We start from the raw sequence: 26,047 nt of genomic DNA, 5'->3' as shown, positions 1-26,047 counted from the left end.
AGCACATCGCCGACGCGGTGAGCAAAGGCGCGACCGTGCTGTCCGGCGGCAAGTCCCTGGAAGGCAACTTCTTCGAGCCGACCATTCTGGTCAACGTTCCGAACAACGCCGCTGTGGCCAAGGAAGAAACCTTCGGTCCGCTGGCGCCGCTGTTCCGCTTCAAGGACGAAGCCGAAGTGATCGCCATGTCCAACGACACCGAGTTCGGCCTGGCCTCGTACTTCTACGCCCGCGACCTGGGCCGAGTTTTCCGCGTGGCGGAAGCGTTGGAATACGGTATGGTCGGCGTCAACACCGGGCTGATCTCCAACGAAGTCGCGCCGTTCGGCGGCATCAAGGCCTCGGGCCTGGGGCGTGAAGGCTCCAAGTACGGCATCGAAGACTACCTGGAAATCAAATACCTCTGCCTGGGCATCTAACGCCCGGCAATGCTTCAAGTACACCGGGCACGAGAGCGATGCCCGGTGTGCGTTTCACACCGCACTATTCTCGGTGGCCGGGAACGCAGTGGCAGTCGATCATCGCATGCTGCCGCCGTGGCTCCCCGCCGCTTAATCCTTGAACCACGCCGCCCGATGAGCGGCGAATGAGGACTGTATGAGCAAGACTAACGCTTCGTTGATGGCCCGTCGCACCGCCGCTGTACCCCGTGGCGTCGGCCAGATTCACCCGATCTTCGCCGAATCCGCGCAAAACGCAACGGTAACCGACGTTGAAGGTCGCGAGTTCATCGACTTCGCCGGCGGTATCGCCGTGCTGAACACAGGCCATGTGCACCCGAAAATCATCGCCGCCGTGACCGCGCAGTTGAACAAGCTGACGCACACCTGCTTCCAGGTGCTGGCCTATGAGCCTTACGTCGAGCTGTGCGAAAAAATCAACGCCAAGGTCCCAGGCAATTTCGACAAGAAAACTCTGCTGGTCACCACCGGTTCCGAAGCCGTGGAAAACGCGGTGAAAATCGCCCGTGCTGCCACTGGCCGCGCTGGCGTGATCGCTTTCACCGGCGCTTATCACGGTCGCACCATGATGACTCTGGGCCTGACCGGCAAAGTCGTGCCGTACTCGGCCGGCATGGGCCTGATGCCTGGCGGCATCTTCCGCGCGCTGTTCCCGAACGAGCTGCACGGTGTGAGCGTCGACGATTCGATCGCCAGCATCGAGCGCATCTTCAAGAACGACGCCGAGCCGCGCGATATCGCCGCGATCATCATCGAGCCAGTCCAGGGCGAAGGCGGTTTCTACGTCGCGCCTAAAGAGTTCATGCAGCGTCTGCGCGCCCTGTGCGATCAGCACGGCATCCTGCTGATCGCTGACGAAGTGCAAACTGGCGCTGGCCGTACCGGCACCTTCTTCGCCATGGAGCAAATGGGCGTTGCCCCGGACCTGACCACTTTCGCCAAATCCATCGCCGGTGGTTTCCCGCTCGCGGGCGTGTGCGGCAAAGCCGAATACATGGACGCCATCGCCCCGGGTGGCCTGGGCGGCACCTACGCCGGTAGCCCGATCGCCTGCGCCGCGGCCCTGGCCGTGATGGAAGTGTTCGAAGAAGAGCACCTGCTGGATCGCTGCAAAGCAGTCGGCGAGCGCCTGGTGACTGGCCTCAAAGGGATTCAGGCGAAGTACCCGGTGATCGGCGAAGTGCGGGCCCTGGGCGCGATGATCGCGGTCGAGCTGTTCGAAGACGGCGACAGCCACAAGCCAAACGCTGCCGCCGTGGCGTCGGTGGTGGCCAAGGCCCGCGACAAGGGTTTGATCCTGCTGTCGTGCGGCACCTACGGCAATGTGTTGCGCGTGCTGGTGCCGCTGACCTCGCCGGACGAGCAACTGGATAAAGGCCTGGCGATTATCGAAGAGTGCTTCTCGGAGCTGTAACGCCGAGTGTGACTTGATCGACAAAAAACCCGCTTCGGCGGGTTTTTTGTTGTCTGCTGAAACACTTCCCGCGCTTTTCAGTTGTGTCGCTCCGCCGCCATTGACTAAGGTTGAAGCATTGCCATGGAGCGCGCCGATGACTGGTCTGGATTTGCCAGCTGTACCCCGAGTATTGATTGCCGAGGCCGATCCCTGGTCGCGGGATTTGCTGACGCAAGTGTTGCTGAGCGTGCGTTGCGACGCACGGCTGGATGTCTGCGCCGACGGCCAGCAGGCGTTGGCGCGGCTTACAGATACGCCATATGACCTGATTATCGCTGACTGGGAGTTGGCCGGTGTCGATGGCCTGAGTCTGTTGCGCAGTGTGCGTCAGCGCCGCCGCAACCCGGTGCTGCCGTTCATTCTGATGAGCAGCCGCAACGACAGCGCCAGCGTGCGCGAAGCCTTGCCCCTGGCCCCCACGGCTTACCTCACCAAACCCCTTAACATCGACAGCCTGACCCAGCGTCTGCAAGACCTGCTGCTGGATGCCGGCGAGCAAGTGTCGTGCGAAGTGCCAGCGCTGGCGCCCGGCATGACCCTCAAGCTTTATCTGGAGCGGCGCCGCGAATCCGCCGACGGCGCGCCTTTGATGACCGACGTGCAAGTCGCGGTCAAACGCAGCCTCAATCCAGCTGGCCTCGACCTGAAGCGGCTGGAAGATGAAATCCGCACCGATCCGCAGGTGACGGCGGTGTTGATCGCTGCCGCCAACAGTGCCGCGCAGCATCACGGCAGCGCGGTGCAGACCCTGGCCCAAGCGCTGCAGCGGCTCGGCACCGGGCAAAGCATGAACCTGATCCTCGGGCTGGCCCTCAAGCGCAGTGCTCGGCTCAGCGACCCGTTGTTGGCTGACTACGCCGAGCGCTACTGGGGCTTGTCGCTGCACACGGCGGAATATGCGCGGACCTTGGCGCGGATGCTCGACTTGGACCAAGAGCGCTGCTATTGCGCGGGCATGTTGCATCGCCTCGGCGATCTGGCGTTGTTGCGCTGCCTGCAGGAATGGCGGCAGGCCGGCGGTGAGCTGGATGAAGGGGAGGACGTCGGCGAGGCGCTGGCGGAGTTCGGTGCTGCCTACGGCTCAGCGTTGCGCACCCGCTGGCGTTTGCCGATTGAATTGCGCGAGTTGATCGCTGCGGTTTATCAGCTCGGCGGTGGTGTGTATTCCCGTGAAGCGCTGGTGATGAACATGGCGGCACAACTGGCGCGCCTGACCGAGCACGAGGGCGTCGAGGAACTGGCCAAGAGTCGGACCGCCAGGTTGCTGAAGATCGGCTTGCCGGAGTTGATACGGTTGCGCAGGAAGTAACAGGTTTCAGAGGAAGAAGGGCGAACTCAGGCTGAGACGATCCGGTTCTTGCCTTGGCGCTTGGCCTCATACATGGCGCTGTCCGCCCGGGCGAACAGGCTGTCGAGGGTCTCGTCTTCGCGGGTCAAGCTGGTCAGGCCCTGGCTGACGGTGATGCTATAGCTGTGCTCACCGTACCTGAAGCGCAGGCGCTGGATCTCCCGTTGCAGGCGTTCCGCCACTTGCCGCGCCATCTCGGGGGCGCACCCGGGAAATACCGCGGCAAATTCTTCGCCACCGATTCGCCCAAACAAGTCACCGCGCCGCAACGAGGAGCGACCGCAGTCGGCGATACGTTGCAACACGTTATCGCCCTCCGGATGGCCGTAGCTGTCGTTGATCATCTTGAAGTCATCGATGTCCAGCAGCAGAAAGGCCAGGGCTGAACCCTGAGCGCGAGCCTGTTCGAACTCTCGATTGGCGCATTCGAAAAAATGCCGACGGTTGCTGCTCTGCGTCAGCACATCGGTGGTGGCCAGGCGTTGCAGTTCGCTTTCCAGGTGCTTCTTTTCGGTAATGTCCTCGGCGATGCCGACGATGATCACCGGCTGGCCCGGTTCGGCCTGACGATTGATAAAGCATTTGTCGCTGAGCCAGCGGACCTTGCCGTCAGCGTCGATGATCCGGTATTCGCGGTCTTCCACCGAACCCTTTTCCAGCACTTCGGCCAGACTGCGCTCGGCGTAGTCGAGGTCATCCGGGTAGATCGCGTCGCGCCACTGGTTGAAGTCCGCCAACAGGAGACTGGCCGAGCGGCCAAAAATCCGCTCGTAGGCAGGGCTGACGTACAGCACCTCGCGGTTTTCCCAGTTGAACGCCCAAAGTACCGCGTTGACGCTGACCAGCAGCGAGCTGAACAGCTGCTCGCGCTCGCTCAGGCGCGCCACTTCACCCTGCGCATGCATCAGCGCCATGAGGGTGTGCGCGGCTTCAGGCCACGGCGGCAGGGATGGATCTTGCAGGTTCTTATCGACCATTGGGCACCATTCTCAAAGGGCGTGCGCCACTCGGAGCAACAGAGCGGACACTGTGAAAACCGCCTAGTGGCGAAGTGATGTTTGAGATAGGGGATTCGGTGCTTAGTTCCAATCGATGCGCCCGGGAGCCGGGCGCACCGATCAGTGGTGTCAGACGTTGGCGGGGCGCAGCGAGTAGGTTTTGAGCTGGTTGGCAAACTCGCGCAGGGACTGGATGCCGCTGGCTTCAGCCTCGTGGACCCAATCCTTGATGGCTGCAAGCATGTCGTGGCCGTTGGAGCTGGTCTTGACCCAGATTTGCTGCAACGCCAAGCGTTTCTCGTAGATAACCTTGAGTGCCTGGCTGTGTTCGAGCATGTTCTGGATTCGCACGTGATGCTTGTCGTCCAGCAGGCTGGTTTCCCGGGACAACAGGCGCTTGGCGCGGTGGAACTGGTGGCGGACCGAGTGATCGACCTTTTCCAGTTCCTGCTTGACCAGCGGCGCGATCACCAGCTTGCGGTACTGGGCCATGATCTGGAAACGGTTGTTGAGGATCGCCATGGCGGTGTCCATGTCGAGGCTGCCCTTGCCTTCTACCCGGTGGGCAATTGGCGCGACGCGCTGAACCTTGGCCAGGCGCAAGAAACTGAACACCTGGATCCACGCCCAACCGAGGTCGAACTCCCACTTCTTCACCGACAATTTCGCCGAGTTGGGGTAGGTGTGGTGGTTGTTGTGCAGCTCTTCGCCACCGATCAGGATGCCCCAGGGCACCAGGTTGGTCGCCGCGTCACGGCACTCGAAGTTGCGGTAGCCGATGGCATGGCCCAGGCCATTGACCACACCGGCGGCCCACACCGGGATCCACATCATCTGGATCGCCCAGATGGTGATGCCGATGGTGCCGAACAGCAGCAGGTCGATAACCCCCATGATCGCCACCCCTAGCAGCGGAAAACGGCTGTAGAGGTTGCGCTCGATCCAGTCCTCCGGGCAGTTTTTGCCGTAGATACGCAGGGTCTCGGAGTTTTCCGCTTCGGCGCGATAGAGCTCGGCACCCTTGCGCAGGACCGTGGACAACCCCTTGATCACCGGGCTGTGCGGGTCGTCTTCGGTTTCACATTTGGCGTGGTGCTTGCGGTGGATGGCGGTCCACTCGCGGGTATTCTGTGCCGTGGTCAGCCACAGCCAGAAACGGAAGAAATGCTTGAGCCCGGCGTTCAGCTCCAAGGAGCGATGCGCCGAGTAGCGGTGCAGATAGACCGTGACACCGACGATGGTGACATGGGTCATCAGCAGGGTGACTGCCACCAGCGACCAGGGCGACAAGCCGAGAAAACCTTCGTACCACATAGGCTATAGGGCCCTCGATAAAGAAAAAACAGCCGCTGCATTATCACTAAGCCCACAGATAAAACCAGCCGCCCTTTTCAGATAAGCGTGGCGGGATGTGTCTTTAATCTATAATTCCAACCTTTTTGTAAGGACATGGAGCGCCAGATGCCCGCAACTTTTCGCGATGCCCTGCGCGCAGCGCTGCTCTATCTGGTGCTCTCGGCCGTTTGGCTGGCGCTCAGTGATCATTTATTGAACAAATTCTTCGATGGATCCGCCGAGTTGGCGCGGTGGCAACTGATCAACGGTTATGGCTGGGCCTTCGTCAGTGCGGTGCTGATGTTGTGCGCCATCACCCGTCTGTCACGCGGACGGTCAAATACCGTCGCTACAACCGAGTCACTGGCCGATAACGTTCAGTTGCGCCAGGCCGCAGCGGTATTCGAGTGCACCCGAGAAGGCGTGCTGGTGACCGATGGCGATGGTGTTATCGTGCATGTGAACCCGGCATTCATGGCGATCACCGGCTATCAGCGCGAAGAAGTGCTGAGCCGGCGGCCGAATCTGTTCAAGTCCGGTCACCATCCGCCGGCCTTTTATCAGCAGATGTTTGCCTCCCTGCAAAACACCGGGGAATGGAGCGGCGAGATCTGGAACCGGCGCAAGAACGGCGAGATTTTCCCGCAATGGCAGACGATCCGTTCGATTCAAGACGATCAAGGCCGGATCAGCCGCTACGTCGCGGTGTTTTCCGACATCAGCGCGATCAAAAATTCCGAGTACGAACTGGCGCATCTGGCGCATCACGACCCGCTGACCGAGTTGCCCAATCGTCTGTTGTTCCATGAGCGCACTCGCCAGGCGCTGGCGTCGGCGCAATTGCACAAGCACGGTTGCGCGCTGCTGATCATCGACCTCGATCACTTCAAGATAATCAACGACAGCCTTGGCCATAACGTCGGTGACCAACTACTCAAAGCCGTGGCGACGCGTTTGCAAGGGCTGTGCGGCAGCAATGTGACCCTGGCGCGGATCGGCGGCGATGAATTCGCGGTGCTGGATGAAAGTTGTCCGCGATTGCTGCAAGCGGCAGCCTTGGCGCAGTGCCTGCTCGATGGCCTCAAGCAACCATTCCAGTTCGACGAGCAGCCGTTGTTGATCAATGCCAGCATCGGCATCAGCCTGTTTCCCAAGGATGCGTCGAACGCCGAACAGTTATTGCGTAATGCCGATTCGGCGCTGTTCAAGGCCAAAAGTGCCGGGCGCAACGGTTACGCGCTGTACACCGAAGAACTGACCGCCCACGCCCAGCGCCGGGTGGAGCTGGCATTCGAGCTGCGTCGGGCGCTGGAGCAGCAAGAACTGCGTGTGTATTACCAGCCGGTGCACGAACTGCGCACCGGGCGCCTCGAAGGCGTCGAAGCGTTGGTCCGCTGGCAGCATCCGCAGCGCGGACTGGTGCCGCCGGCGGAGTTCATTCCCGTGGCCGAGGGCACCGGGCTGATCACCGAGATTGACGCCTGGGTCATGCAGCAGGCGTGCGCGCAGATGTGCCAGTGGCTGGCAGCCGGGCGGCAGCTGTCGTTTGTCGCGGTCAACGTGTCGACGCGGCTGTTCGCCCGCCGTGAACTGTATGACCGCGTCGCGCAAGTGCTGGACGAAACCGGCATGGCGCCGGCCTGCCTGGAGCTTGAAGTCACCGAAAGTGCGGTGATGGACGAGCCGGAAGTGGCGCTGGAACAGATGCATCGTTTGCGGGAGTTGGGGGTGCGCCTGGCGATCGATGATTTCGGCACCGGCTATTCGTCGTTGTTGCGACTCAAGCGGCTGCCGGTGCAAAAGTTGAAGATCGACCAGGGCTTCGTCGCCGGGTTGCCGGCCGACGAAGACGACGCGGCGATCGTGCGGGTGATCGTCGCCCTGGCGCAGGCCATGGGCATGCAGGTCCACGCAGAAGGCATCGAGCAGTCGGAGCAGGCTCGTTTTCTGTTGGAACATGCCTGCGAGTTGGGTCAGGGCTACTGGTTTGGCCGACCCGTGCCAGCGCAGCAGTTGTTCGATTGAGCACGTCTGAAACCGCGTCCGGGGCGTATTCGACGCCCCTTCCGATTGCGCGCAAACTCACGCGCCAGCAAATAATCCTTTTTAGTTATATAAACATTCTTAAATAGTATTTTTAAGAATATCCGCGTCTATCTAGTATTGCTCCCACGCCGCAAGCAGTCCGGCACTGCCAGGCAACCCCCCATGAAGGAGCACCAGCATGAGCGCATCTCTACGTAGCGTTGACGGCCAGGACGAAGCAACTATCTTGCGTGAAATCCAGAGCGCCCTGCGCGATCTGCGTTTCGGTGCGGTGGAGATCACCGTGCACAACGCCCAGGTCGTGCAGATCGAACGCAAAGAAAAATTCCGTTTGCAGAATCCGGGCAACAAACCGAGCTGAAAGACCGGCAACCGCTTGCAGGACCCCCATAAGAAAAAAACGCCAACACTTAAAAGAATTCCAGGAGCTTTCACCATGTCGTCGATTCGCCGTTACGCTTTGGCCGCCCTGGCCAGTGCAGTTTTTGCCGGTTCCGCGGTTGCCAAGGATTACGAGTTGCTCAACGTGTCGTATGACCCGACTCGCGAGCTGTACCAGGATTACAACGCCGAATTCATCAACTTCTGGAAGAAAGACCACGCTGGCGACAACGTGAAGATCCAGCAATCCCACGGTGGTTCGGGCAAACAAGGCCGGGCGGTGATTGATGGTCTGCGCGCTGACGTGGTGACCCTGGCCCTGGCTGGTGACATCGACGAAATCGCCAAACTCGGCAAGACCCTGCCCGAAGACTGGCAAAAACGCCTGCCGGAAGCGAGCACGCCGTACACCTCGACTATCGTGTTCCTGGTGCGCAAGGGCAACCCTAAAGGCATCAAGGATTGGGGCGACCTGATCAAGAAAGACGTCTCGGTGATCACCCCGAACCCGAAAACCTCCGGCGGCGCTCGCTGGAACTTCCTCGCGGCATGGGCCTATGGCCTAAAAGCCGGCGGCAGCGAAGCCAAGGCTCAGGAATACGTGCAAGAGCTGTTCAAGCACGTACCAATCCTCGACACCGGCGCCCGTGGTTCGACCATTACCTTCGTCAATAACGGTCAGGGTGACGTGCTGCTGGCCTGGGAAAACGAAGCGTTCCTGGCGCTGAAAGAAGACGGCGGTGCGGACAAGTTCGACATCGTTGTACCGTCGCTGTCGATCCTCGCCGAGCCGCCAGTGGCCGTGGTCGACAAAAACGCGGAGAAGAAAGGCAACAAGGAAATTGCCGAGGCCTACCTCAAGCACCTGTACAGCTTGGCTGGCCAGGAAATCGCGGCGAAGAACTTCTACCGTCCACGTGACAAGGACGTGGCGGCCAAGTACGCCAAACAGTTCCCGAAACTGGACCTGGTGACTATCGACAAAGACTTCGGCGGCTGGAAAACTGCCCAACCAAAATTCTTCAACGACGGTGGCGTGTTCGACCAGATCTATCAGCCGCAGTAATCTGCCATAAGCCACAACTAGCCTTAAGCTTGGGCATGGAACATGTGGGAGCGGGCTTGCTCGCGAAGGCGGCGTGTCAGACAACATAAATGTTGACTGATGTTCCCCATTCGCGAGCAAGCCCGCTCCCACATTCGTGCGTTTAGCCGATCGAAATTTAACCAAGGACTTTTATGTCGCGTCGTATCTCCCCCGTCATACCCGGCTTCGGGCTGACGCTGGGCTACACCTTGGTGTACCTCAGCCTGATTGTGCTTATTCCGCTGGCGGCGATGTTCGTGCATGCCGCCCAACTCACCTGGGATCAGTTCTGGGCCATCATCTCGGCGCCGCGAGTGCTGGCGGCGTTGAAGCTAAGCTTCGGCACCGCGCTGTATGCCGCGATGATCAACGGCGTGATCGGTACGCTGCTGGCCTGGGTGCTGGTGCGCTACACCTTCCCTGGGCGCAAGATCATCGACGCGATGATCGACCTGCCGTTCGCCTTGCCCACCGCCGTTGCCGGTATCGCGCTGACTGCGCTGTATACGCCAACCGGCCTGGTTGGGCAGTTTGCCGCAGACATGGGCTTTAAAATCGCCTACACCCCGCTCGGCATTACCCTGGCGCTGACCTTCGTCACGCTGCCGTTTGTGGTGCGCACGGTGCAGCCGGTGCTGGCCGACATCCCCCGCGAAGTCGAAGAAGCCGCCGCATGCCTGGGCGCGCGCCCGCTGCAAGTGTTCCGCCATATCCTGGTGCCGGCGCTGTTGCCCGCCTGGCTGACCGGTTTTGCCTTGGCCTTTGCCCGCGGCGTCGGCGAGTACGGCTCGGTGATTTTCATCGCCGGTAACATGCCGATGAAAACCGAAATCCTGCCATTGCTGATCATGGTCAAGCTCGACCAATACGACTACACCGGCGCCACTTCCATCGGCGTGCTGATGCTGGTGGTTTCCTTCGTCCTGTTGCTGCTGATCAACTTGCTGCAGCGGCGCATCGAAACCCCATAAGGAGGCGCGACCCATGTCCCAATCGTCTATTAGCGCCGCTTCCTCGGCCAACGCCGCCCGCCGTGGCAGTGCCACTTCGCGGCGCATTTTGATCGGCCTGTGCTGGCTGGTGTTCTTCCTGTTCCTCGGGCTGCCGCTGTTCATCGTGGTGTCGCAAGGCCTGAAAAACGGCTTCGGTGCGTTCTTCACGGCGATCTTCGAGCCCGACGCCCTGTCGGCGCTGAAACTCACGGTGATCGCGGTGTTGATTTCGGTGCCGTTGAACCTGGTGTTCGGGGTCAGCGCCGCGTGGTGCGTGAGCAAATACTCGTTCCGCGGCAAAAGCATGCTGGTGACCCTGATCGACCTGCCGTTCTCGGTTTCGCCGGTGATTGCCGGTCTGGTCTACGTGCTGATGTTCGGCGCCCAGGGCCTGTTCGGGCCGTGGTTGCAGGATCACGACATCCAGATCGTATTCGCCTTGCCAGGCATCGTGCTGGCGACGATTTTCGTCACTGTACCGTTCGTGGCCCGTGAACTGATCCCGCTGATGCAGGAGCAGGGCACCCAGGAAGAAGAGGCCGCCCGTTTGCTCGGCGCCAACGGCTGGCAGATGTTCTGGCACGTCACGGTGCCGAACATCAAGTGGGGCCTGATTTATGGCGTGGTGCTGTGTACGGCCCGGGCCATGGGCGAATTCGGCGCGGTGTCGGTGGTGTCCGGGCACATCCGCGGGGTCACCAATACCCTGCCGCTGCACGTCGAGATCCTCTACAACGAATACAACCACGTCGCCGCGTTCGCCGTTGCGAGCCTGCTGCTGATCCTGGCGCTCTTCATCCTGCTGCTCAAGCAGTGGAGCGAAAACCGCATTAACCGCCTGCGCGCCAGCGCCGCGGAGGAATAACACATGTCGATCGAAGTCCGTAACGTCAGCAAGAACTTCAACGCCTTCAAGGCGCTCAACAGCATCAACCTGGACATCCAGAGCGGTGAGCTGGTGGCGCTGCTCGGCCCGTCCGGCTGCGGCAAAACCACCCTGCTGCGGATCATCGCCGGCCTGGAAACCCCGGACGACGGCAGCATCGTGTTCCACGGTGAAGACGTCTCCGGCCACGACGTGCGTGATCGCAACGTCGGGTTCGTGTTCCAGCACTACGCCTTGTTCCGCCACATGACGGTGTTCGACAACGTCGCGTTCGGCCTGCGCATGAAGCCAAAAAACCAGCGCCCGACGGAAAGCCAGATCGCGGTGAAAGTTCACGAGCTGCTGAACATGGTGCAACTCGATTGGCTGTCGGACCGTTACCCGGAACAGCTCTCCGGTGGCCAGCGCCAACGGATCGCCCTGGCCCGTGCCTTGGCGGTAGAGCCCAAAGTGCTGCTGCTCGACGAACCCTTCGGCGCTCTCGACGCCAAGGTCCGCAAGGAGCTGCGTCGCTGGCTGGCGCGCCTGCACGAAGACATCAACCTGACCTCAGTATTCGTGACCCACGACCAGGAAGAGGCGATGGAAGTCGCTGATCGCATCGTGGTGATGAACAAAGGTGTGATTGAGCAGATCGGCTCGCCCGGCGAAGTCTACGAAAACCCGGCCAGTGATTTCGTCTATCACTTCCTTGGCGACTCGAACCGCTTGCACCTGGGTGAAGACAACCACGTCCTGTTCCGCCCGCACGAAGTGTCGTTGTCACGCTCCGAGCTGGAAGACCACCACGCCGCCGAAGTGCGGGACATTCGTCCGCTGGGCGCGACCACGCGGGTGACGTTGAAAGTCGAAGGCCAGAGCGAATTGATCGAAGCTGAAGTGGTGAAGGATCACGACAGCCTGGTGGGCTTGGCCAAAGGCGAGACCTTGTTCTTCAAACCCAAGGTCTGGCAGAAAGTCGCCAGCCTTTAAAAGCATCGCGGGCAAGCCCGCTCCCACAGGTATCTCGGGTGTTCACAGATGTTATGTACACATCAATCACTGTGGGAGCGGGCTTGCCCGCGATGGCGGTCTAGGCAGCTGCGCGATTCGGATTGACCCGCACAACTCCAGCTCGCACCTCGATCTGCTCTTTCAACTCTTGCCGCATCCCGAGCATGAACGCCAACTCGGCCACCACGAACAACGGCCCGACGATCAACCCGGTCAGGTCATCGACAAATGCCGGTTTGCGCCCTTCGTAGTGATGGCCGACAAACTGGATCGCCCAGCCAATCACAAACATCGCCAGGCCGCTGCTGAGCCAGACCAGCGTGCTTTGTTGCGCCAGCACATGGCCGAGCCAGATGCACAAGCCCAGCAGGACGGTCATCAGCACGCCGAGGCGCAGTTCCAGGCGCAGGTAAAACCACGCCGAGGCGAGCGCTACCAGCACCGCCGGTGACAGCCAGAACCCGGCGATGACCCACTCGGGTCGCGACAGCAACACGGCGACAGCCACCACAATGAGGGGAATCCCCATAAAGTGACTGACAATGTTGCGCGGATCACGGTGGTAGGCAGCGTATTGACTAAGATGGTCGACGAGGCTTTTCATTGTTGTTCCTCCGGTAGGTTGGCCGATCATGCCTCGGCAGCACGGCTCGCTCTGTCAGCCACACGACACTCTAGGGAATTCATATGGGCTTGCAGGCCTGGCGTGCGCGCCTGATGACCGGCCACTGGTTCAGTCATCTTCCTGATCACTTACAGAATAGCCTGCTGGCGCTGGCGCGGATTCGACACCTGTCGCCGGGCCAGGCGCTGTTCAAGCGCGGCGATCCGCCCTGCGGGTTGTACGCGGTGCTAGAGGGCGTGGTGCGCGTTGGCGCGGTGAGCGAGCAGGGCAAGGAAGCGCTGCTTAGCCTGATCGATCCCTCGCACTGGTTCGGCGAAATCGGTGTGGTCGACGGCCAGCCGCGCACCCATGACGCCTACGCCGTGGGTCACTGCACGTTATTGCAAATTCCACAGGCAGGATTGCTCGCGCTGTTGCAGGAACACCCGGTGCACTGGCGGCAACTGGCGCTGTTGATGAGCCACAAACTGCGCCTGACCTTCATCAACCTCGAGCAACTCAGCCTACGCCCGGCCCCGGCGCGCCTGGCGCACCGCTTGCTGCTGATCGCCGAGGGCTATGGCGAGTTCGAGCAGTCGCGCCGGGTGCTGCAATTACCTCAGGAGCAATTGGCGCTGATGCTCTCGCTGTCACGCCAGACCACCAACCAGATCCTCAAAGACCTGCAAAGCCAGGGCATCCTCGAACTCAGCTACGGCGCCATCGAAATCCTCGACACCGATCGCCTGCGGGCCGTGGCCACCCTCTAACGGGTGGGAGCGAGCCTGCTCGCGAAGAGGCCCTGTCAGTCACTGCGATTTATCTGACCTTCCGCATTCGCGAGCAGGCTCGCTCCCACACACACACACACTGCGCCTGGGTGATTGTTGTGGGCAATCCGCGCAAACCCGCCTAGCCTGTAGCCCTGATCAATCGAGGTGTGCCATGCGTGTGCTGTTAGTGGAAGACCAACCGGCAATCGCCAAACGCCTGGCCCAGGCTCTGGGCGAAGCCAGTTACAGCGTCGACGTGGCGGTCAACGGCATGGACGGCCGGCGTTTTATCGAGTCCGGCGCTTACGAACTGATCATCCTCGACGTGATGCTACCCGGCCTCAATGGCTGGCAGCTCCAACAGCAAATCCGCAAACTCGGAGAAACCCCGGTGCTGTTCCTTACAACCATCGACGGCATCGAAGACCGCCTGCGCGGGCTGGAACTGCACGAAGACGATTACCTGCTCAAACCTTTCACCGACAAGGCACTGGTGGCAAGGGTACGCAAGTTGTTGCGGCGTGATCGCGGGCGTTGACGTGAACTGCATCAAATACAGTGCATCTGTCTGGTCATGAGCAAATTGCACTGTATTTGATGCAGTTTTGCTTGCGTCCCATGCCAGGGGTTCAACTTTTGCCGACTATCTCAACCCATCCCGAAACTGCCCCGGCGTCATCCCGGTCCAGCGTTTGAAGGCGCGGCTGAAGCTGCTGGTGTCGGCGAAGCCGAGCAGGTAGCTGATCTCGCTGAGGGAGCATTGCGGGTCGCGCAGGTGCAGCAGGGCGAGGTTTTCGCGGCTTTCGTTGAGCAGGGTGTCGAAGCGGCAGCCTTCGTCGGCGAGGTGCCGTTGCAGGCTGCGCAGGCTCAGGTGCAGGGTTTGCGCGATGTGTTCGGCGCTGGGCTCGCCTTCGGGCAATTGCGCCTCGATGGCGCTGCGCACCTTGCGCTCCCAGGTCAGCGGTTGCAGTTGGGCAAGGGTGCGCTTGAGCACCGCTTCGTTGTGTTCCGCCAGCTCCGGGTTGGCGTCGTCCAGGTGGCTGTCAAAGTCCTGCAAAGCGAATTCCAGGCGATCTTCCTCGGCGGCGAAGTGCACCGGCGCGCGGAATACCTTGTGCCATGGCTGCGCATCGGCCGGTTCCGGGCGACGCAGGTACACCGCCAGCGGTGCGTAATCGCGGCCGAGGCGATTGCGACAGGTGCGCACGTAGATCGCGGTAAAGGCATCGATCGCTTCGTAGGCCGGCGCCGGGCTGCCGGCGGGCACTTTCAGGCGAAAGCGGTAACGGTCATCGCCGCGACTCAATTCCAGCGCCAGGGCATCGCTGACCACCGGGTGATAACGCACGATCCGCTCGAACACTTCCCGCAGGCTGCCGCTGGCCACCAACGCGTAGCCCAGGGCATGAAAAGTGGTCGGGCTGACAAACCGCGACACCCGCAGGCCGATCGCCGGGTCACCGCTGAACTGTACCGCCAATTCCCACAGGCGCGTGGTGCCGGACAGCGGATAACGAGCGTTGGGGTCGTCCATCAGCTGCGGGTCGAGCCCGGCTTGCTGGCACAGGCTCGTGCTGTCGAGGCCCAGCGCATCGAGTTGCTTGCGCAGGGCGCGGGTCCAACTGGCGAGGGAGGTCGGTTCAGTCATGCTGATTGGCGCTTGCGGTCAACAGGTTGGCGTTCATGGCTAGCACCCAGGCGCCGGTAACAGGGCAGGATGCACCCATCAATCACTAGAGGATGGAAGCATGGACGGTACTTCTGCAAGTCCCCCGCGACTGAATGCAGCCCAGCGATCAGCACATATTCGCCAAGTGGTGCTGGCCCGGGGCGTCGAGTTACGCCAGCGCTACCCGCTGCTCAATCATCAGGACGCGATTGGCGTTTGCATCCTGGCCTTCGCCCTGGTCGGGATGATCGGTTCGGCGGCGCTCTATCTCAGCGGATTGCTGGCGTGGTGGGTGTGTCTGTTGCTCAACGCATTCTTCGCGTCCTTGACCCATGAGCTGGAGCACGACCTGATCCACAGCATGTATTTTCGCAAGCAACGCGTGCCGCACAATCTGATGCTGGGCCTGGTCTGGCTGGCGCGCCCGAGCACGATCAATCCGTGGATTCGCCGGCACCTGCACCTCAACCACCACAAAGTCTCCGGCAGCGAAACCGACCTGGAAGAACGCGCCATCACCAATGGCGAGCCCTGGGGTTTTGCGCGGTTGCTGATGGTCGGTGACAACGTAATGTCGGCCTTCATTCGCCTGCTGCGCGCCAAAACCTGGGCGCACAAAATCAGCATCCTCAAACGCACCTTGAAGGTCTACGCACCGCTGGCGCTGGTGCATTGGGGCGCGTGGTACGTGTTCCTCGGTTTCCACGGGGCCAATGGCATCGCCGCGTTGCTGGGGACTTCGATCGAGTGGTCAGCCACCACGTTGTCGATCATGTCGGTGATCGATATCGCCGCAGTGGTGATCATCGGCCCGAACGTGTTGCGCACCTTCTGCCTGCATTTCGTCAGCTCGAACATGCACTACTACGGCGATATCGAGCCGGGCAATGTGATCCAGCAAACCCAAGTGCTGAACCCCTGGTGGATGTGGCCGTTGCAGGCGTTCTGCTTCAACTTCGGCAGCAGCCACGGCATTCATCATTTTGTGGTCAAGGAGCCGTTCTACATCCGCCAGATGACCGTGCCAGTGGCGCATAAAGTCATGCGCGAAATGGGTGTGCGCTTCAATGACTTCGGCACGTTTGCGCGGGCGAATCGGTTTGAGCGCGGGGAAGACGTGGTGAGCGCGGCGGCACACGTTTCTCAGGTCTGACAATCGCCATGTGGCATGGCGCTTATTTGCGGCGAGGGAGCAAGCTCCCTCGTCACAGTTGATCGTGTCGCCACAGGTGTGAATCCCCCGCGACCACGCTACACCGCTACACTCACCTCCGATTTATCCACCTCAATCAAAGTCTCGATCATCGCCCGCGCCGCCGGTGACAGCCTGAAGCCTGCGCGGCTGACAATGCCGCAGCGGGTGTTGAGCACTTCGATGTTCGGCGGCATGTTGCGCCAGTGCAGTTGCACCAGTGAGCCTTCGGCAATGTCTTCGACAAACGCCTCCGCCGTCCCGATACCGATTGCGTTCGACTGGCGGACGATTTTCACCAGCGCCTGGAAATGCTCGGTCTCGATGCTCGGCGAAAAGTCGAGGCGGCCGCTGAGGTTCGCCAGCAGTTTGCGAATCCCCGGCGGGATCAGCGTGGTGGCCAACGGGTAGTCGAACATGTCGTTGGTCGACAGGCTTTCCTTGCTCAGCAGCGGATGCCCCGGCCGGCAGAAGAACACCCCGCGCCTGGGCGTCAGAGGTTGGGTCTGAAAGTTCGGATCGGCCTCGAAATGGCGGATGTCAGCGATAAAGAATTCGATCTCTTCGCGACCCAATGCGCGGCTGAGTTTTTCCCAATTATCCACCTCGAAATAGGTCCGCACTTTCGGGTGCGCATTGATGAACTGCGCTACCGCGTCCGGCACCAGTTTCACTGCGGGCGCCGGGCCGCAGCCGAAGCGCAACTCGCCGGCATCGAGCTTGGTCATCTGCGTCACTTGCGCGCTCAACAACGCCGCCCCTTGCACCAGGCTCAGGGCATGTTGCAGCACCACCTGGCCCTCGGGCGTGGGGCGCAGATCCTTGTTGCCACGGTCCACCAGTACGCAACCGAACTCTTGCTCCAGGCCCTGGATGCTGCGACTGAACGCCGGTTGCGTAATCCCCATGGCGTCGGCCGCGCGGACAAAACTGCGGTGTTCGTTGAGGGCGATGAAGTAACGCAACTGACGAAGATCCATGGGCTTTCCGACATCCTGGACTAACACTCAGGCGCTTGCGCGCGTGCCCAAGGTTGTAATGCCAAGCGCTTATTCCGTCAACGAAGCACGGCTGAATTTATTAGACCTAAATCGCCTATTGATAGAGCGTTGTTTGGGCCACCTGAATTCGGTGCCAGTCAGCCCTATTCACCATGCTTGCGACGAATATTTTCGATGCACTTAAAGCATGAGGTTTTTTGCTACGCGTCGCAGCCCTTGTAAAACGTGGCCTGCAGCCAAGTGACAAATTCACATATGCGTTTGCGGTCTAACCATAACTGTAAAGGTTACTTTCAGAGATAAGCCTCTAGCTCAATGATTCATCCCCTCGGCGCATCGCGGGGGCAAGTCAGATGCGATGCGCCGCGTTTTCGTAAAGAGACCGTAGGGAGTCAAGCAATGGGGAAAGTCCAGACCGCCGCCAGCGCCCAAGAGGGCCCGTGGCGCCCGGCACCGAGCGGCGAGTTGGTCGATCTGGGCCGACCGGTGCGGGTGCCGCTGGGCCAGTTGCGTCTGCAGCGTGTGCCCAGGAGCAGCCTCAGCCGCCGCGAAGGGATCGCGTTGGGCGTGCTGGCGTTGCTGGTGCATAGCGCGGTGATCTTCTGGATCAATCAGCAGCCGACCCCGGCCTTGCCGGTGGTGCCGCCGCAGATTCCACCAATGACCATCGAGTTTTCGCGTCCGGCGCCGCCCGTGGCCGAGCCCCCGCCCCCGCCCCCGCCCCCGCCCGTGGTCGAACCGCCGCCTCCGCCACCCCCGGTGGTCGATGAGTTGGCCGCCAAACCCGCGCCACCGAAGCCGCCGAAACCCAAACCGGTGGTGAAACAGCCGCCGCCCAAGCCAGTCCCGAAAGCCGTAGAGCAACCGCCTGCGCCGCCGCAACCGGCCGCGCCCGTGGCCGCTCCGGCGCCACCCGCACCACCAGCGCCGGCCCCGGTCACCCCGCCTTCGGCAAGCGCCGGTTACCTGAAAAACCCGGCGCCGGAATATCCATCGCTGGCGCAGCGACGCAACTGGGAGGGCACGGTGTTGCTGCGGGTGCATGTGCTGGCCAGCGGCAAACCTGGCGAGATCCAGGTGCAGAAAAGCAGTGGCCGCGACGTCCTCGACGACGCGGCGGTGAATGCGGTGAAACGCTGGAGTTTCGTCCCGGCCAAGCAGGGTGATGTTGCCCAGGACGGTTGGGTCAGCGTACCGATCGATTTCAAGATTCATTAAACCGAAACCAATACGCGCTAAAGATTTACACGAGGGAATACACCATGACGTTACTGGCATCTCCACTTCAATCCATCGAAAGCGCGGTGATCTGGCTGCTGGTGGTTTTTTCCGTGGCCACGTGGGGTCTGGCCTTGCTCAAGACCGTGCAGTTCGGACGTTTGAAGGCGCAGGATCGCAAGTTTCATAAACAGTTCTGGGCAGCATCGAGCCTGGATTCGGCCGCCGAACTGAGCGAAACCCACCCCGGCGCCGCCGCGCGAGTGGCCCAGGCTGGCTACGCGGCGATCCAGGTGGGCGAGACACCGGCGGCGACGGATTTGAGCCAGGCGATCAACCATCAGGATCGACTGGAACGAGCGTTGCGCCAGCAGATCGTGCGCGAGCGGCGTTCGCTGGAAACCGGTCTGGCAGTGGTCGCGAGTATCGGCAGCACCTCGCCGTTTATTGGTTTGTTCGGCACCGTGTGGGGGATTATGGAAGCCTTGAAAGGCATCAGCGCGGCGGGTTCGGCGAGCCTGGAAACCGTTGCCGGGCCGATCGGCGCGGCGTTGGTCGCCACCGGCGTGGGGATCGCGGTCGCGGTGCCGGCGGTGCTGGTTTACAACTATTTTTTACGCCGGCTGAAGCTGACCGCGGCCGACCTCGATGACTTCGCCCATGACTTCTACAGCCTGGCGCAGAAGAGTTCGTTCCGCGTGTTGCTGCATCCGACCGCGCATAAAGTTGCGGCCCAGGGCAATGCGCAGAAAGTGAAGGAGGCGTCCTGATATGGCCTTCTCCACGCAAGACACGGATGAGGTACTGAGCGAAATCAACGTCACGCCGCTGGTGGACGTGATGCTGGTGCTGCTGGTGGTGTTTATCGTCACCGCGCCGCTGCTGACCAATTCGATACCGATCAATTTGCCCAAGACCGAAGCCGTGGCGCCGGTGGAGCAGAAGGACCCGCTGGTGGTGAGCATCGACGGCGCCGGCAAACTGTTCATCAACAAGGATCAAATCCAGCCCGACTTGCTCGAATTCAGCTTGCAGGCGGCCAAGGCCAAGGACCCGGATGTGCGTGTGCAATTGCAGGCCGACGACGGGGTGAACTACGGCGAAGTGGCGCGGGCCATGGCGTCGATTGAGCGGGCTGGTATTACCAAGTTGTCGGTGATCACTGCGCGGTAACAGATTTACGTTTTTTCGGGCCGTCTCCTTGGCAGGGTGCGGCCCTTTTTTTTTGCCTCGCAAACCGCATTGCTGTGGGAGCGAGCCTGCTCGCGAAGGCGCCGTCAAATTCAGCATCAATGTGAATCGCAGAGCATTTTCGCGAGCAGGCTCGCTCCCACAAGGGGATCAATTTAATATTCGATACAGGTCTTAATAAATAGCTTCTTATTCCTTAACGAATATAACTCCCATCCCTATACTCGATCAGGAACAGACAAGCAGCAGGAGAGCTCCCCATGCGCAACGAATCAATTCGCTACCTGATTGTGCCGGGCTGGCAAGGATCGCCAGAAGATCATTGGCAAAGCCATTGGCAGAACAGCCTGCCGAACAGTGCGCGGGTGGAACAGGATGACTGGCTGACGCCCCGTCGTGAAGACTGGGTCGCGGCGCTGGCTGAGGCGATTGCCGCTGACAGCACTCCGGTGATCCTGATCGCCCACAGCCTGGGCTGTATCACCGTCGCGCATTGGGCCGCGACCGCGCCGGTGCAGTATCTGCGTCAGGTGCGCGGGGCCTTGCTGGTCGCGCCGGCGGACGTCGAGCGTCCGGCTTGCGCGCCGGCATTGCGCAACTTTGCACCGATCCCGACCGACCTGCTGCCGTTCCCCAGCCAAGTGGTCAGCTCCGACAACGACAGCGCCGTGAGCGCCCCGCGCGCCTTGGAACTGGCGCGCAACTGGGGTGCTGAAGCGGGGATCATGTCCGGTGCCGGGCACATCAATGTGAAGTCCGGACATCAGCGCTGGGAGCAGGGATTCGCCTATCTCTATCGCCTGCAAAACCGCATGGAACACCACGCCCTGCGCCGTGCTTGAGTCTCTTTTAATTTTTTAACATCGCCCCCGTCTCCCGGCGGTTTTGGGCGGGAGTCTGCCATGAGTTTTGAAGCCTTCGGCCAGCCGCTGCTGACCTTCCCCGATGCCGAGAAAAGCCCCCTGAGCATCCGCGCCAAGGCGTTGGTGTTTGTCGATCCACGTTCACGTCAACTGCGTCAGGAACTGGAGCAACTCGCTCCGCGCACGATCTCGGTGCTGATCCGCGGCGAAACCGGCAGCGGCAAGGAATTGCTCGCGCGGCACATTCACCGCGCCAGTGACCGCGGCGGTTTGTTTGTCTCGGTCAATTGCGGCGCCATCAGCCCGACCTACGCCGACGCCGAATTGTTCGGTTATTCGGCGGGCAGCTACAGCGGCTCGGCCAGCAGCCGCGCCGGCTGGTTCGGCTCGGCCAATGGCGGCACCCTGTACCTCGATGAAATCGGCGATTTACCGTTGCCGATCCAGATCAAACTGCTCGCCGCGCTGGAAAACCACGAAGTCACCCGCGTCGGCGCGCATCAGCCAAGCCCGGTGGACGTGCGCCTGGTCGCCGCCACCAGCATCGACCTGGCGCAAGCGGTGGCGGCCGGCAAATTCCATGAGCGGCTCTACCATTACCTCAGCGAAGGCCAGCTCGAGCTGCCGGCGTTGCGCGAGCGGGTCGGCGACATTCTGTCCCTGGCCGAATATTTCCTTGGCATCTACAGCCAGCGCCTCGACTTGCCGGTGCCGCTGATCAGTGAAGCGGCGCAGCAGGTGCTGGAACTCCACACTTGGCCGGGCAATACCCGTGAGCTGGAAAACGTCATTCACTTCGCCTTGCTGGTGAGCACCGGCGATGAAATTCTCCCCGAGCATCTCAACCTGCCTGAAGCCCTGGCGCCGCTGCCATTGATCGAACGGCAGCTGGCTCGACTGATCGCCGACGCCGAACCGGCACAACTGGCTGCGCTCCGGCGTTTGCTCGATCAGACCGCCGAACGCCTGGCAAAAATCGCAGGCTAGAGCGGTTGGCTGCTGCGTGACCGATAAGTCACGCGCTGTATGAGCAAAATGGAATATCAAAGTGAATAAAAGATATTGTTAAGGCATAAAGAATATCGGTATTGTCCGCTCCACGCCGGCGATAGCACTTCACTGGCACTCGTACTGTTAGCTCTCGTCGTCGACGATCGCGATCTTTCTAATAAGGACACTGCATGAAAAAGGTTCTGTTGTTCACCGCACTGGCGGCTGCCCTGACCGCTGGCCTGGCTCACGCCGAGAAACTGACTGTCGCGGCAACCCCGGTACCCCACGCCGAAATCCTTGAGCTGATCAAGCCAACCCTGGCCAAAGAAGGCGTTGAGCTGGACATCAAGGTGTTCACTGACTACGTGCAGCCGAACGTACAGGTCGACCAGAAGCGTCTGGACGCCAACTACTTCCAGACCCTGCCGTACCTCGATGGCTTCAACAAAGGCAAGGGCACCAATCTGGTGACCGTGATCGGCGTTCACGTTGAACCCTTCGGCGGCTACTCGAAAAAGGTCAAATCCCTGGCTGAATTGAAAGACGGCGCTACCGTTGCGATTCCCAACGAAGGCAGCAACAGCGGCCGTGCCCTGCTGCTGCTGCAGAAGGCTGGCCTGATCGAGTTGAAAGATCCGAAAAACGCCCTGTCGACACCGAAAGACATCGTCAAGAACCCGAAAAACCTGAAGTTCAAGGAACTGGAATCGGCCATGCTGCCGCGCGTTCTGGACCAGGTTGACCTGGACATGATCAACACCAACTATGCACTGGAAGCGGGCCTGAACCCGGCCAAAGATGCGCTGGTCATCGAAGGTTCGGATTCGCCTTACGTGAACTATCTGGTTGCCCGTCCTGACAACAAGGACAGCGCCGCCATCCAGAAACTGGCCAAGGCCCTGACCAGCCCGGAAGTCAAAGCCTTCATCGAGAAGAAGTACAGCGGCGCGGTATTGCCAGCGTTCTGATTCGAGGCAGCACTAAACCCCTTCAAGGTTTTGAACGCCAACGGCTTGCATAGCGTTGGCGTTTTTTATTGGCGGGTCTTGTCGATGTGGCGAGGGAGTTTGCTCCCGCTGGATTGCGAAGCGACCCCAGAGCCTGCGCAGGTGGGGTGTCAGGTCATTGCCATGGATCGGCCGAACAGGATCGAGCTCCCTCGCCAAAACCTCAAAAGCACTCAGCCGTCCTGGTCTTTAGCGCCCGCCGCAGCGCCACCAACAATTTCACGATGTCCTGTGGGTCCATTTGCCGCGGGGGCTTTTTGTCTGCCATGTCGTTCGTCCTTGAGGATGTGTGGCCGGGGAGTCTGGCCAGGTTCGGCGCGTCCTTTAAGGGGCTTTTACTAGAAAAAGCGCAAAAAAAGATCCTTCCTACGGTGCAAAGGAAAATAGTCGTCTTCTTCTGTCTCGGCAAATCGATGGATAGGTTTTTGCGTGATATCAATATGCTTTAACGGTATTTAAATTATTGTTTTTATAGCTTTAAAGTCGGCGCTTGCCGAGTGGTTACCCATCGCTCGATAGACCGCGCCACCGCCGTTTACCCTGCGGCGTCCAGGATTTGCAATGACCTTCGACTACGCCTTTATCCTCAGCACCTTGCCGGCGTTTCTGCGCGCCGTGGGCGTGACCCTGCAAGTCGGTTTGATTGCCATCGGCACCTCGCTGCTAGTGGCGCTTATCAACGCCACGATCCTGGTGTTCCGTACGCCCTACTTGCAGCGCCTGGTCGGGTTATACGTGGAACTTGCGCGCAACACGCCGCTGCTCATCCAACTGTTCTTTGTCTACTTCGCCTTGCCGGCCCTGGGGATCAAGGTGTCGGGCTTTGCCGCTGCGATCATCACCATGACGTTCCTGGGCGGCGCTTACCTCACCGAAGTGCTGCGCGCCGGTGTCGAAGCCGTGCCACTGGCGCAACTGGAATCCGGGCGCTCTATCGGACTGTCCAACGGCCAGTTGCTGCGCTACGTGATCCTGCCGCAGGCCGGCATTCTCAGCCTGCCGTCGCTGTTCGCCAATTTCATTTTCCTGCTCAAGGAAACCACCGTGGTCTCGGCGGTGGCGGTGCCGGAAATTCTCTACACCACCAAGAGCTACATCGCGCTCTACTACAAAACCTACGAAATGCTCACCGTGCTGACGCTGATTTGCGTGCTGCTGTTTCTGCCACTGTCGCTGCTGCTCGGACGTCTGGAACGGAGGCTCCAGCATGGCCAGTTCGGGTCTTGAGTTGTTGTGGGTGTCGCTGCCGCAACTGGGCAAGGGCGCCGCGCAAACCTTGTCGATTTCCTTCCTGAGCATCGTCTTCAGCACCGTCGGCGGCGTGCTTTACGGTGTGTTGCGCACCTTGGGCGTGGGATGGCTGAACGCGCTGTTGCGGGTGTATCTGGAGTTGTTCCGGGCGATCCCGGTGCTGGTCTGGCTATACCTGATGTTCTTCGGCTTGCCGATTTTCTTTGGCTTGAGCGTTCCGAGTTTCTGGTGCGCGGTGCTGGTGCTCTCGCTGTGGGGCGCCAGCGAGGTCGGCGAAGGGGTGCGCGGGGCCTTGCACTCGTTGCCGCGCGGGCAGCGCGAAGCGGGGCTGTCGATCGGTCTCGACGGCCCGCAGCTCTACGGCTACGTGTTGTTGCCCCAGGCGCTGAAACGCATGACGCCGCCGACCATCAACGTCTACACGCGGATCATCAAAACCAGCTCGCTGGCGGTGCTGATCGGCGTGGTGGACGTGATCAAGGTCGGCCAGCAAATCATCGAGCGCACCTATGAGTCGGTCCTGATTTACGGCGTGCTGTTCCTGTTTTTCTTTTTCATCTGTTACCCGCTGTCGGCCGCGTCTCGCGTGCTGGAGCGGCGCTGGACGCAAGCATGAGCGCACTGATCGAGTTCCAGGGTTTCAACAAATTCTTCGGCGAGCACCAGGTGTTGAAGGCGGTCAACCTGACGGTCGAGCCGGGCGAAGTGATCGTCATCCTCGGCCCCAGCGGCTGCGGCAAAAGCACCTTGCTGCGTTGTCTCAACGGCCTCGAAAGCGCCCACAGCGGCCACCTGCGTTTTGCCGGCCGAGAGTTGCTGGACAAAGGCACCGACTGGCGCGAGGTGCGCCAACAGATCGGCATGGTGTTCCAGAGCTACCACCTGTTCCCGCACATGAAGGTCATCGACAACCTGCTGCTCGGCCCATTGAAAGTGCAGAAGCGCGAGCGTCGCGAAGCCACCGCCCAGGCCGAAGCGCTGCTGGAGCGCGTCGGCCTGGCGGACAAGCGCGACGCCTTTCCCCGTCAGCTCTCCGGCGGCCAGCAGCAACGCATCGCGATCCTCCGTTCGCTGTGCATGAACCCGCAGGTCATGCTGTTCGATGAAGTCACCGCCGCCCTTGACCCGGAGATGGTCAAGGAAGTGCTGCAAGTGATCCAGGGCCTGGCCCGCGACGGCATGACCCTGTTGATCGTCACCCACGAAATGGCCTTCGCCCGCGCCGTGGCCGATCGCGTGGTGTTTATGGACGCCGGGCGCATCGTTGAACAGAACACCCCCGAGAGCTTCTTTACGAACCCGCAAACCGCACGAGCGCAGCAGTTCCTGGAGAAATTCTCCTTCGTTGAAGCACTGCCAAAAAAAGCACCTACACAGGAACTGCAACCTTTATGAAAACTGCCAAATCCGCCCTGCTGTTTTTGCCGCTGCTGGGCCTTGCCCTGCTCGCCGGCTGCAATAAAACCGAAGAACCGCCCAAACCCAAAGTCGCCGCCGAAAGCACCGCGCCGGCCGGTTACCTGGACAAGATCAAGGCCCGCGACAAGCTAATTGTCGGCGTGTTCACCGATAAGCCGCCGTTCGGTTTCGTCAACGAAGCGGGGCGCTATGTCGGCTTCGATACCGATATCGCTCGCCGTTTCGCCAAGGACTTGCTCGGCGACGAGAACAAGGTCGAATTCGTTGCGGTGGAACCGGCGAGCCGGATTCCATTCCTGCAAAGCGACAAGGTTGACCTGATCCTGGCCAACATGACCGTCACTCCGGAGCGCAAGGAAGCGGTGGACTTCACCAACCCGAACCTCAAAGTCGCGGTGCAGGCCCTGGTGCCGCAGAGCAGCGAGGTGAAAAGCCTCGATGACCTGGCAACCCGCACCACCATCGTCACCACCGGCACCACCGCCGACATCTGGCTGACCAAGAATCATCCGGACTGGAAACTGCTGAAGTTCGAGAAAAACTCCGAGTCGTTGCAAGCCCTGGCCAATGGTCGCGGCGACGCTTACGCCCAGGACAACCTGGTGCTGTTCAGCTGGGCCAAGCAGAACCCGGGCTACCGCGTACTCGACCAGAAACTCGGCGCCGAAGCCCCGATTGCCCCGGCAGTGAAGAAAGGCAATATCGAACTGCGCGACTGGGTGAACGCCGAACTGGCCAAATTGGGCGAGGAGAAATACCTGCTCAAGCTCTACGACCAATACGTGCGCAAAGAGCTGAGCGACGACACCCAACCTGAGAGCGTGATTGTCGAAGGCGGGAAGTGGCAGGGGTAAGTCACCCGCTTTAGTGGTGACGTTACGGT

The 26,047-nt window shown here is 60.8% G+C and carries 27 protein-coding genes; 22 read left to right on the top strand and 5 right to left on the bottom strand.

Annotation, left to right across the window (positions count from 1 at the left end):
- From RG836_RS18045 to RG836_RS18035, 3 genes are all read left to right on the top strand, one after another.
- Positions 1-419: aldehyde dehydrogenase family protein (locus tag RG836_RS18045; RefSeq protein WP_310848057.1), on the top strand; the 419-nt coding region annotated here is incomplete at its 5' end.
- 178 nt (positions 420-597) lie between these two features.
- A complete protein-coding gene (gene gabT, locus RG836_RS18040; protein WP_310848055.1) occupies positions 598-1,875 on the top strand; it encodes a 4-aminobutyrate--2-oxoglutarate transaminase in 1,278 nt (425 codons plus the stop codon).
- A 136-nt stretch (positions 1,876-2,011) separates the two neighbouring features.
- A complete protein-coding gene (locus RG836_RS18035; RefSeq protein WP_310848053.1) occupies positions 2,012-3,226 on the top strand; it encodes a response regulator in 1,215 nt (404 codons plus the stop codon).
- Between the two features lie 26 nt (positions 3,227-3,252).
- Here RG836_RS18035 and RG836_RS18030 read toward each other — a convergent pair whose 3' ends face one another.
- Together RG836_RS18030 and desA are read right to left on the bottom strand one after the other, a co-directional pair.
- Complete coding sequence (locus RG836_RS18030) at positions 3,253-4,242, bottom strand: GGDEF domain-containing protein (RefSeq protein WP_310848051.1); 990 nt, start codon at positions 4,240-4,242, stop codon at positions 3,253-3,255.
- Between the two features lie 150 nt (positions 4,243-4,392).
- The gene (gene desA, locus RG836_RS18025; protein WP_310848049.1) at positions 4,393-5,577 is read right to left on the bottom strand and encodes a delta-9 fatty acid desaturase DesA; all 1,185 of its coding nucleotides are present in this window, start codon (positions 5,575-5,577) and stop codon (positions 4,393-4,395) included.
- A 147-nt stretch (positions 5,578-5,724) separates the two neighbouring features.
- Between desA and dibA the strand changes: the two genes are divergently transcribed.
- The 6 genes from dibA to RG836_RS17995 all read left to right on the top strand — a co-directional run bounded on the left by dibA (position 5,725) and on the right by RG836_RS17995 (position 11,962).
- Positions 5,725-7,623, top strand: coding sequence for a phosphodiesterase DibA (gene dibA, locus RG836_RS18020; RefSeq protein ID WP_310848047.1), 1,899 nt, complete (start codon positions 5,725-5,727; stop codon positions 7,621-7,623).
- A 199-nt stretch (positions 7,624-7,822) separates the two neighbouring features.
- Entirely contained in the window at positions 7,823-8,005 is a 183-nt protein-coding gene (gene oscA / locus RG836_RS18015) for a sulfur starvation response protein OscA (protein ID WP_007941032.1), read from the top strand.
- Positions 8,006-8,080: 75 nt separating this feature from the next.
- The gene (locus RG836_RS18010) at positions 8,081-9,091 is read left to right on the top strand and encodes a sulfate ABC transporter substrate-binding protein (RefSeq protein WP_310848045.1); all 1,011 of its coding nucleotides are present in this window, start codon (positions 8,081-8,083) and stop codon (positions 9,089-9,091) included.
- Between the two features lie 173 nt (positions 9,092-9,264).
- The gene (gene cysT / locus RG836_RS18005; protein WP_310848043.1) at positions 9,265-10,083 is read left to right on the top strand and encodes a sulfate ABC transporter permease subunit CysT; all 819 of its coding nucleotides are present in this window, start codon (positions 9,265-9,267) and stop codon (positions 10,081-10,083) included.
- A 13-nt stretch (positions 10,084-10,096) separates the two neighbouring features.
- Positions 10,097-10,969 carry a sulfate ABC transporter permease subunit CysW gene (gene cysW / locus RG836_RS18000; RefSeq protein ID WP_310848041.1) on the top strand — a complete coding sequence of 291 codons (873 nt, stop codon included), beginning with the start codon at positions 10,097-10,099 and terminating at the stop codon, positions 10,967-10,969.
- Positions 10,970-10,972: 3 nt separating this feature from the next.
- On the top strand, positions 10,973-11,962 hold the full coding sequence (locus tag RG836_RS17995; RefSeq protein ID WP_310848039.1) for a sulfate/molybdate ABC transporter ATP-binding protein: 990 nt from the start codon (positions 10,973-10,975) through the stop codon (positions 11,960-11,962).
- 100 nt (positions 11,963-12,062) lie between these two features.
- Here RG836_RS17995 and RG836_RS17990 read toward each other — a convergent pair whose 3' ends face one another.
- On the bottom strand, positions 12,063-12,587 hold the full coding sequence (locus RG836_RS17990) for an Mpo1 family 2-hydroxy fatty acid dioxygenase (protein ID WP_310848037.1): 525 nt from the start codon (positions 12,585-12,587) through the stop codon (positions 12,063-12,065).
- A gap of 83 nt (positions 12,588-12,670) precedes the next feature.
- Here RG836_RS17990 and RG836_RS17985 point away from each other — a divergent pair, with 83 nt between their 5' ends.
- Together RG836_RS17985 and RG836_RS17980 are read left to right on the top strand one after the other, a co-directional pair.
- Entirely contained in the window at positions 12,671-13,357 is a 687-nt protein-coding gene (locus RG836_RS17985) for a Crp/Fnr family transcriptional regulator (protein ID WP_310848035.1), read from the top strand.
- A gap of 175 nt (positions 13,358-13,532) precedes the next feature.
- A complete protein-coding gene (locus RG836_RS17980) occupies positions 13,533-13,898 on the top strand; it encodes a response regulator (protein WP_310848033.1) in 366 nt (121 codons plus the stop codon).
- 105 nt (positions 13,899-14,003) lie between these two features.
- Here RG836_RS17980 and RG836_RS17975 read toward each other — a convergent pair whose 3' ends face one another.
- Positions 14,004-15,008, bottom strand: coding sequence for an AraC family transcriptional regulator (locus tag RG836_RS17975; protein WP_310848031.1), 1,005 nt, complete (start codon positions 15,006-15,008; stop codon positions 14,004-14,006).
- Positions 15,009-15,108: 100 nt separating this feature from the next.
- On the opposite strand from RG836_RS17975, the gene RG836_RS17970 reads away from it, so the two are divergent.
- Positions 15,109-16,182, top strand: coding sequence for a fatty acid desaturase (locus RG836_RS17970; protein WP_310848029.1), 1,074 nt, complete (start codon positions 15,109-15,111; stop codon positions 16,180-16,182).
- Positions 16,183-16,280: 98 nt separating this feature from the next.
- Here RG836_RS17970 and RG836_RS17965 read toward each other — a convergent pair whose 3' ends face one another.
- Entirely contained in the window at positions 16,281-17,201 is a 921-nt protein-coding gene (locus tag RG836_RS17965; protein WP_310848028.1) for a LysR family transcriptional regulator, read from the bottom strand.
- Between the two features lie 420 nt (positions 17,202-17,621).
- Between RG836_RS17965 and RG836_RS17960 the strand changes: the two genes are divergently transcribed.
- The 10 genes from RG836_RS17960 (at position 17,622) to RG836_RS17915 (ending at position 26,018) form a co-directional block, all read left to right on the top strand.
- On the top strand, positions 17,622-18,440 hold the full coding sequence (locus RG836_RS17960) for an energy transducer TonB (protein ID WP_310848027.1): 819 nt from the start codon (positions 17,622-17,624) through the stop codon (positions 18,438-18,440).
- Positions 18,441-18,484: 44 nt separating this feature from the next.
- Positions 18,485-19,210: a MotA/TolQ/ExbB proton channel family protein gene (locus RG836_RS17955; protein ID WP_310848025.1), complete on the top strand. Its 726-nt coding sequence runs from the start codon at positions 18,485-18,487 to the stop codon at positions 19,208-19,210.
- 1 nt (position 19,211) lies between these two features.
- Positions 19,212-19,613 (top strand): ExbD/TolR family protein, encoded by a 402-nt coding sequence (locus RG836_RS17950; protein ID WP_310848023.1) that lies wholly within the window; start codon positions 19,212-19,214, stop codon positions 19,611-19,613.
- 278 nt (positions 19,614-19,891) lie between these two features.
- On the top strand, positions 19,892-20,473 hold the full coding sequence (locus tag RG836_RS17945; RefSeq protein ID WP_310848022.1) for an alpha/beta hydrolase: 582 nt from the start codon (positions 19,892-19,894) through the stop codon (positions 20,471-20,473).
- 60 nt (positions 20,474-20,533) lie between these two features.
- Positions 20,534-21,481 carry a sigma 54-interacting transcriptional regulator gene (locus RG836_RS17940; protein WP_310848020.1) on the top strand — a complete coding sequence of 316 codons (948 nt, stop codon included), beginning with the start codon at positions 20,534-20,536 and terminating at the stop codon, positions 21,479-21,481.
- Between the two features lie 194 nt (positions 21,482-21,675).
- Entirely contained in the window at positions 21,676-22,455 is a 780-nt protein-coding gene (locus RG836_RS17935; RefSeq protein WP_310848019.1) for a MetQ/NlpA family ABC transporter substrate-binding protein, read from the top strand.
- Between the two features lie 600 nt (positions 22,456-23,055).
- Positions 23,056-23,721, top strand: a complete 666-nt coding sequence (locus RG836_RS17930; protein ID WP_310848017.1) for an amino acid ABC transporter permease — start codon at positions 23,056-23,058, stop codon at positions 23,719-23,721.
- Entirely contained in the window at positions 23,702-24,361 is a 660-nt protein-coding gene (locus RG836_RS17925) for an amino acid ABC transporter permease (RefSeq protein ID WP_310848016.1), read from the top strand. The genes RG836_RS17930 and RG836_RS17925 overlap by 20 nt, the downstream gene beginning before the upstream one ends.
- Positions 24,358-25,140: an amino acid ABC transporter ATP-binding protein gene (locus tag RG836_RS17920; protein ID WP_310848014.1), complete on the top strand. Its 783-nt coding sequence runs from the start codon at positions 24,358-24,360 to the stop codon at positions 25,138-25,140. Before RG836_RS17925 ends, RG836_RS17920 begins: the two co-directional genes overlap by 4 nt.
- Positions 25,137-26,018, top strand: coding sequence for a transporter substrate-binding domain-containing protein (locus RG836_RS17915; RefSeq protein WP_310848012.1), 882 nt, complete (start codon positions 25,137-25,139; stop codon positions 26,016-26,018). The genes RG836_RS17920 and RG836_RS17915 overlap by 4 nt, the downstream gene beginning before the upstream one ends.
- Positions 26,019-26,047: the final 29 nt, after the last annotated feature.

The organism is Pseudomonas rhizozeae, assembly GCF_031583775.1.
Taxonomy (GTDB): domain Bacteria; phylum Pseudomonadota; class Gammaproteobacteria; order Pseudomonadales; family Pseudomonadaceae; genus Aquipseudomonas.
Note: the sequence above shows the minus strand (reverse complement) of the source record. Positions and strands in the feature narration are given on the sequence as shown.

Coding starts and splice junctions, on each gene's coding strand:
- RG836_RS17985 (WP_310848035.1), top strand. CDS start 12,671: ATGGGCTTGCAGGCCTGGCGTGCGCGCCTGATGACCGGCCACTGGTTC.
- RG836_RS17970 (WP_310848029.1), top strand. CDS start 15,109: ATGGACGGTACTTCTGCAAGTCCCCCGCGACTGAATGCAGCCCAGCGA.
- RG836_RS17995 (WP_310848039.1), top strand. CDS start 10,973: ATGTCGATCGAAGTCCGTAACGTCAGCAAGAACTTCAACGCCTTCAAG.
- RG836_RS17930 (WP_310848017.1), top strand. CDS start 23,056: ATGACCTTCGACTACGCCTTTATCCTCAGCACCTTGCCGGCGTTTCTG.
- oscA (WP_007941032.1), top strand. CDS start 7,823: ATGAGCGCATCTCTACGTAGCGTTGACGGCCAGGACGAAGCAACTATC.
- RG836_RS17980 (WP_310848033.1), top strand. CDS start 13,533: ATGCGTGTGCTGTTAGTGGAAGACCAACCGGCAATCGCCAAACGCCTG.
- RG836_RS17920 (WP_310848014.1), top strand. CDS start 24,358: ATGAGCGCACTGATCGAGTTCCAGGGTTTCAACAAATTCTTCGGCGAG.
- gabT (WP_310848055.1), top strand. CDS start 598: ATGAGCAAGACTAACGCTTCGTTGATGGCCCGTCGCACCGCCGCTGTA.
- cysW (WP_310848041.1), top strand. CDS start 10,097: ATGTCCCAATCGTCTATTAGCGCCGCTTCCTCGGCCAACGCCGCCCGC.
- RG836_RS17960 (WP_310848027.1), top strand. CDS start 17,622: ATGGGGAAAGTCCAGACCGCCGCCAGCGCCCAAGAGGGCCCGTGGCGC.
- RG836_RS18035 (WP_310848053.1), top strand. CDS start 2,012: ATGACTGGTCTGGATTTGCCAGCTGTACCCCGAGTATTGATTGCCGAG.
- RG836_RS17975 (WP_310848031.1), bottom strand. CDS start 15,008: ATGACTGAACCGACCTCCCTCGCCAGTTGGACCCGCGCCCTGCGCAAG.
- RG836_RS17940 (WP_310848020.1), top strand. CDS start 20,534: ATGAGTTTTGAAGCCTTCGGCCAGCCGCTGCTGACCTTCCCCGATGCC.
- RG836_RS17935 (WP_310848019.1), top strand. CDS start 21,676: ATGAAAAAGGTTCTGTTGTTCACCGCACTGGCGGCTGCCCTGACCGCT.
- RG836_RS17945 (WP_310848022.1), top strand. CDS start 19,892: ATGCGCAACGAATCAATTCGCTACCTGATTGTGCCGGGCTGGCAAGGA.
- RG836_RS17965 (WP_310848028.1), bottom strand. CDS start 17,201: ATGGATCTTCGTCAGTTGCGTTACTTCATCGCCCTCAACGAACACCGC.
- cysT (WP_310848043.1), top strand. CDS start 9,265: ATGTCGCGTCGTATCTCCCCCGTCATACCCGGCTTCGGGCTGACGCTG.
- RG836_RS17955 (WP_310848025.1), top strand. CDS start 18,485: ATGACGTTACTGGCATCTCCACTTCAATCCATCGAAAGCGCGGTGATC.
- RG836_RS17915 (WP_310848012.1), top strand. CDS start 25,137: ATGAAAACTGCCAAATCCGCCCTGCTGTTTTTGCCGCTGCTGGGCCTT.
- RG836_RS17925 (WP_310848016.1), top strand. CDS start 23,702: ATGGCCAGTTCGGGTCTTGAGTTGTTGTGGGTGTCGCTGCCGCAACTG.
- dibA (WP_310848047.1), top strand. CDS start 5,725: ATGCCCGCAACTTTTCGCGATGCCCTGCGCGCAGCGCTGCTCTATCTG.
- RG836_RS18010 (WP_310848045.1), top strand. CDS start 8,081: ATGTCGTCGATTCGCCGTTACGCTTTGGCCGCCCTGGCCAGTGCAGTT.
- RG836_RS17990 (WP_310848037.1), bottom strand. CDS start 12,587: ATGAAAAGCCTCGTCGACCATCTTAGTCAATACGCTGCCTACCACCGT.
- RG836_RS18030 (WP_310848051.1), bottom strand. CDS start 4,242: ATGGTCGATAAGAACCTGCAAGATCCATCCCTGCCGCCGTGGCCTGAA.
- desA (WP_310848049.1), bottom strand. CDS start 5,577: ATGTGGTACGAAGGTTTTCTCGGCTTGTCGCCCTGGTCGCTGGTGGCA.
- RG836_RS17950 (WP_310848023.1), top strand. CDS start 19,212: ATGGCCTTCTCCACGCAAGACACGGATGAGGTACTGAGCGAAATCAAC.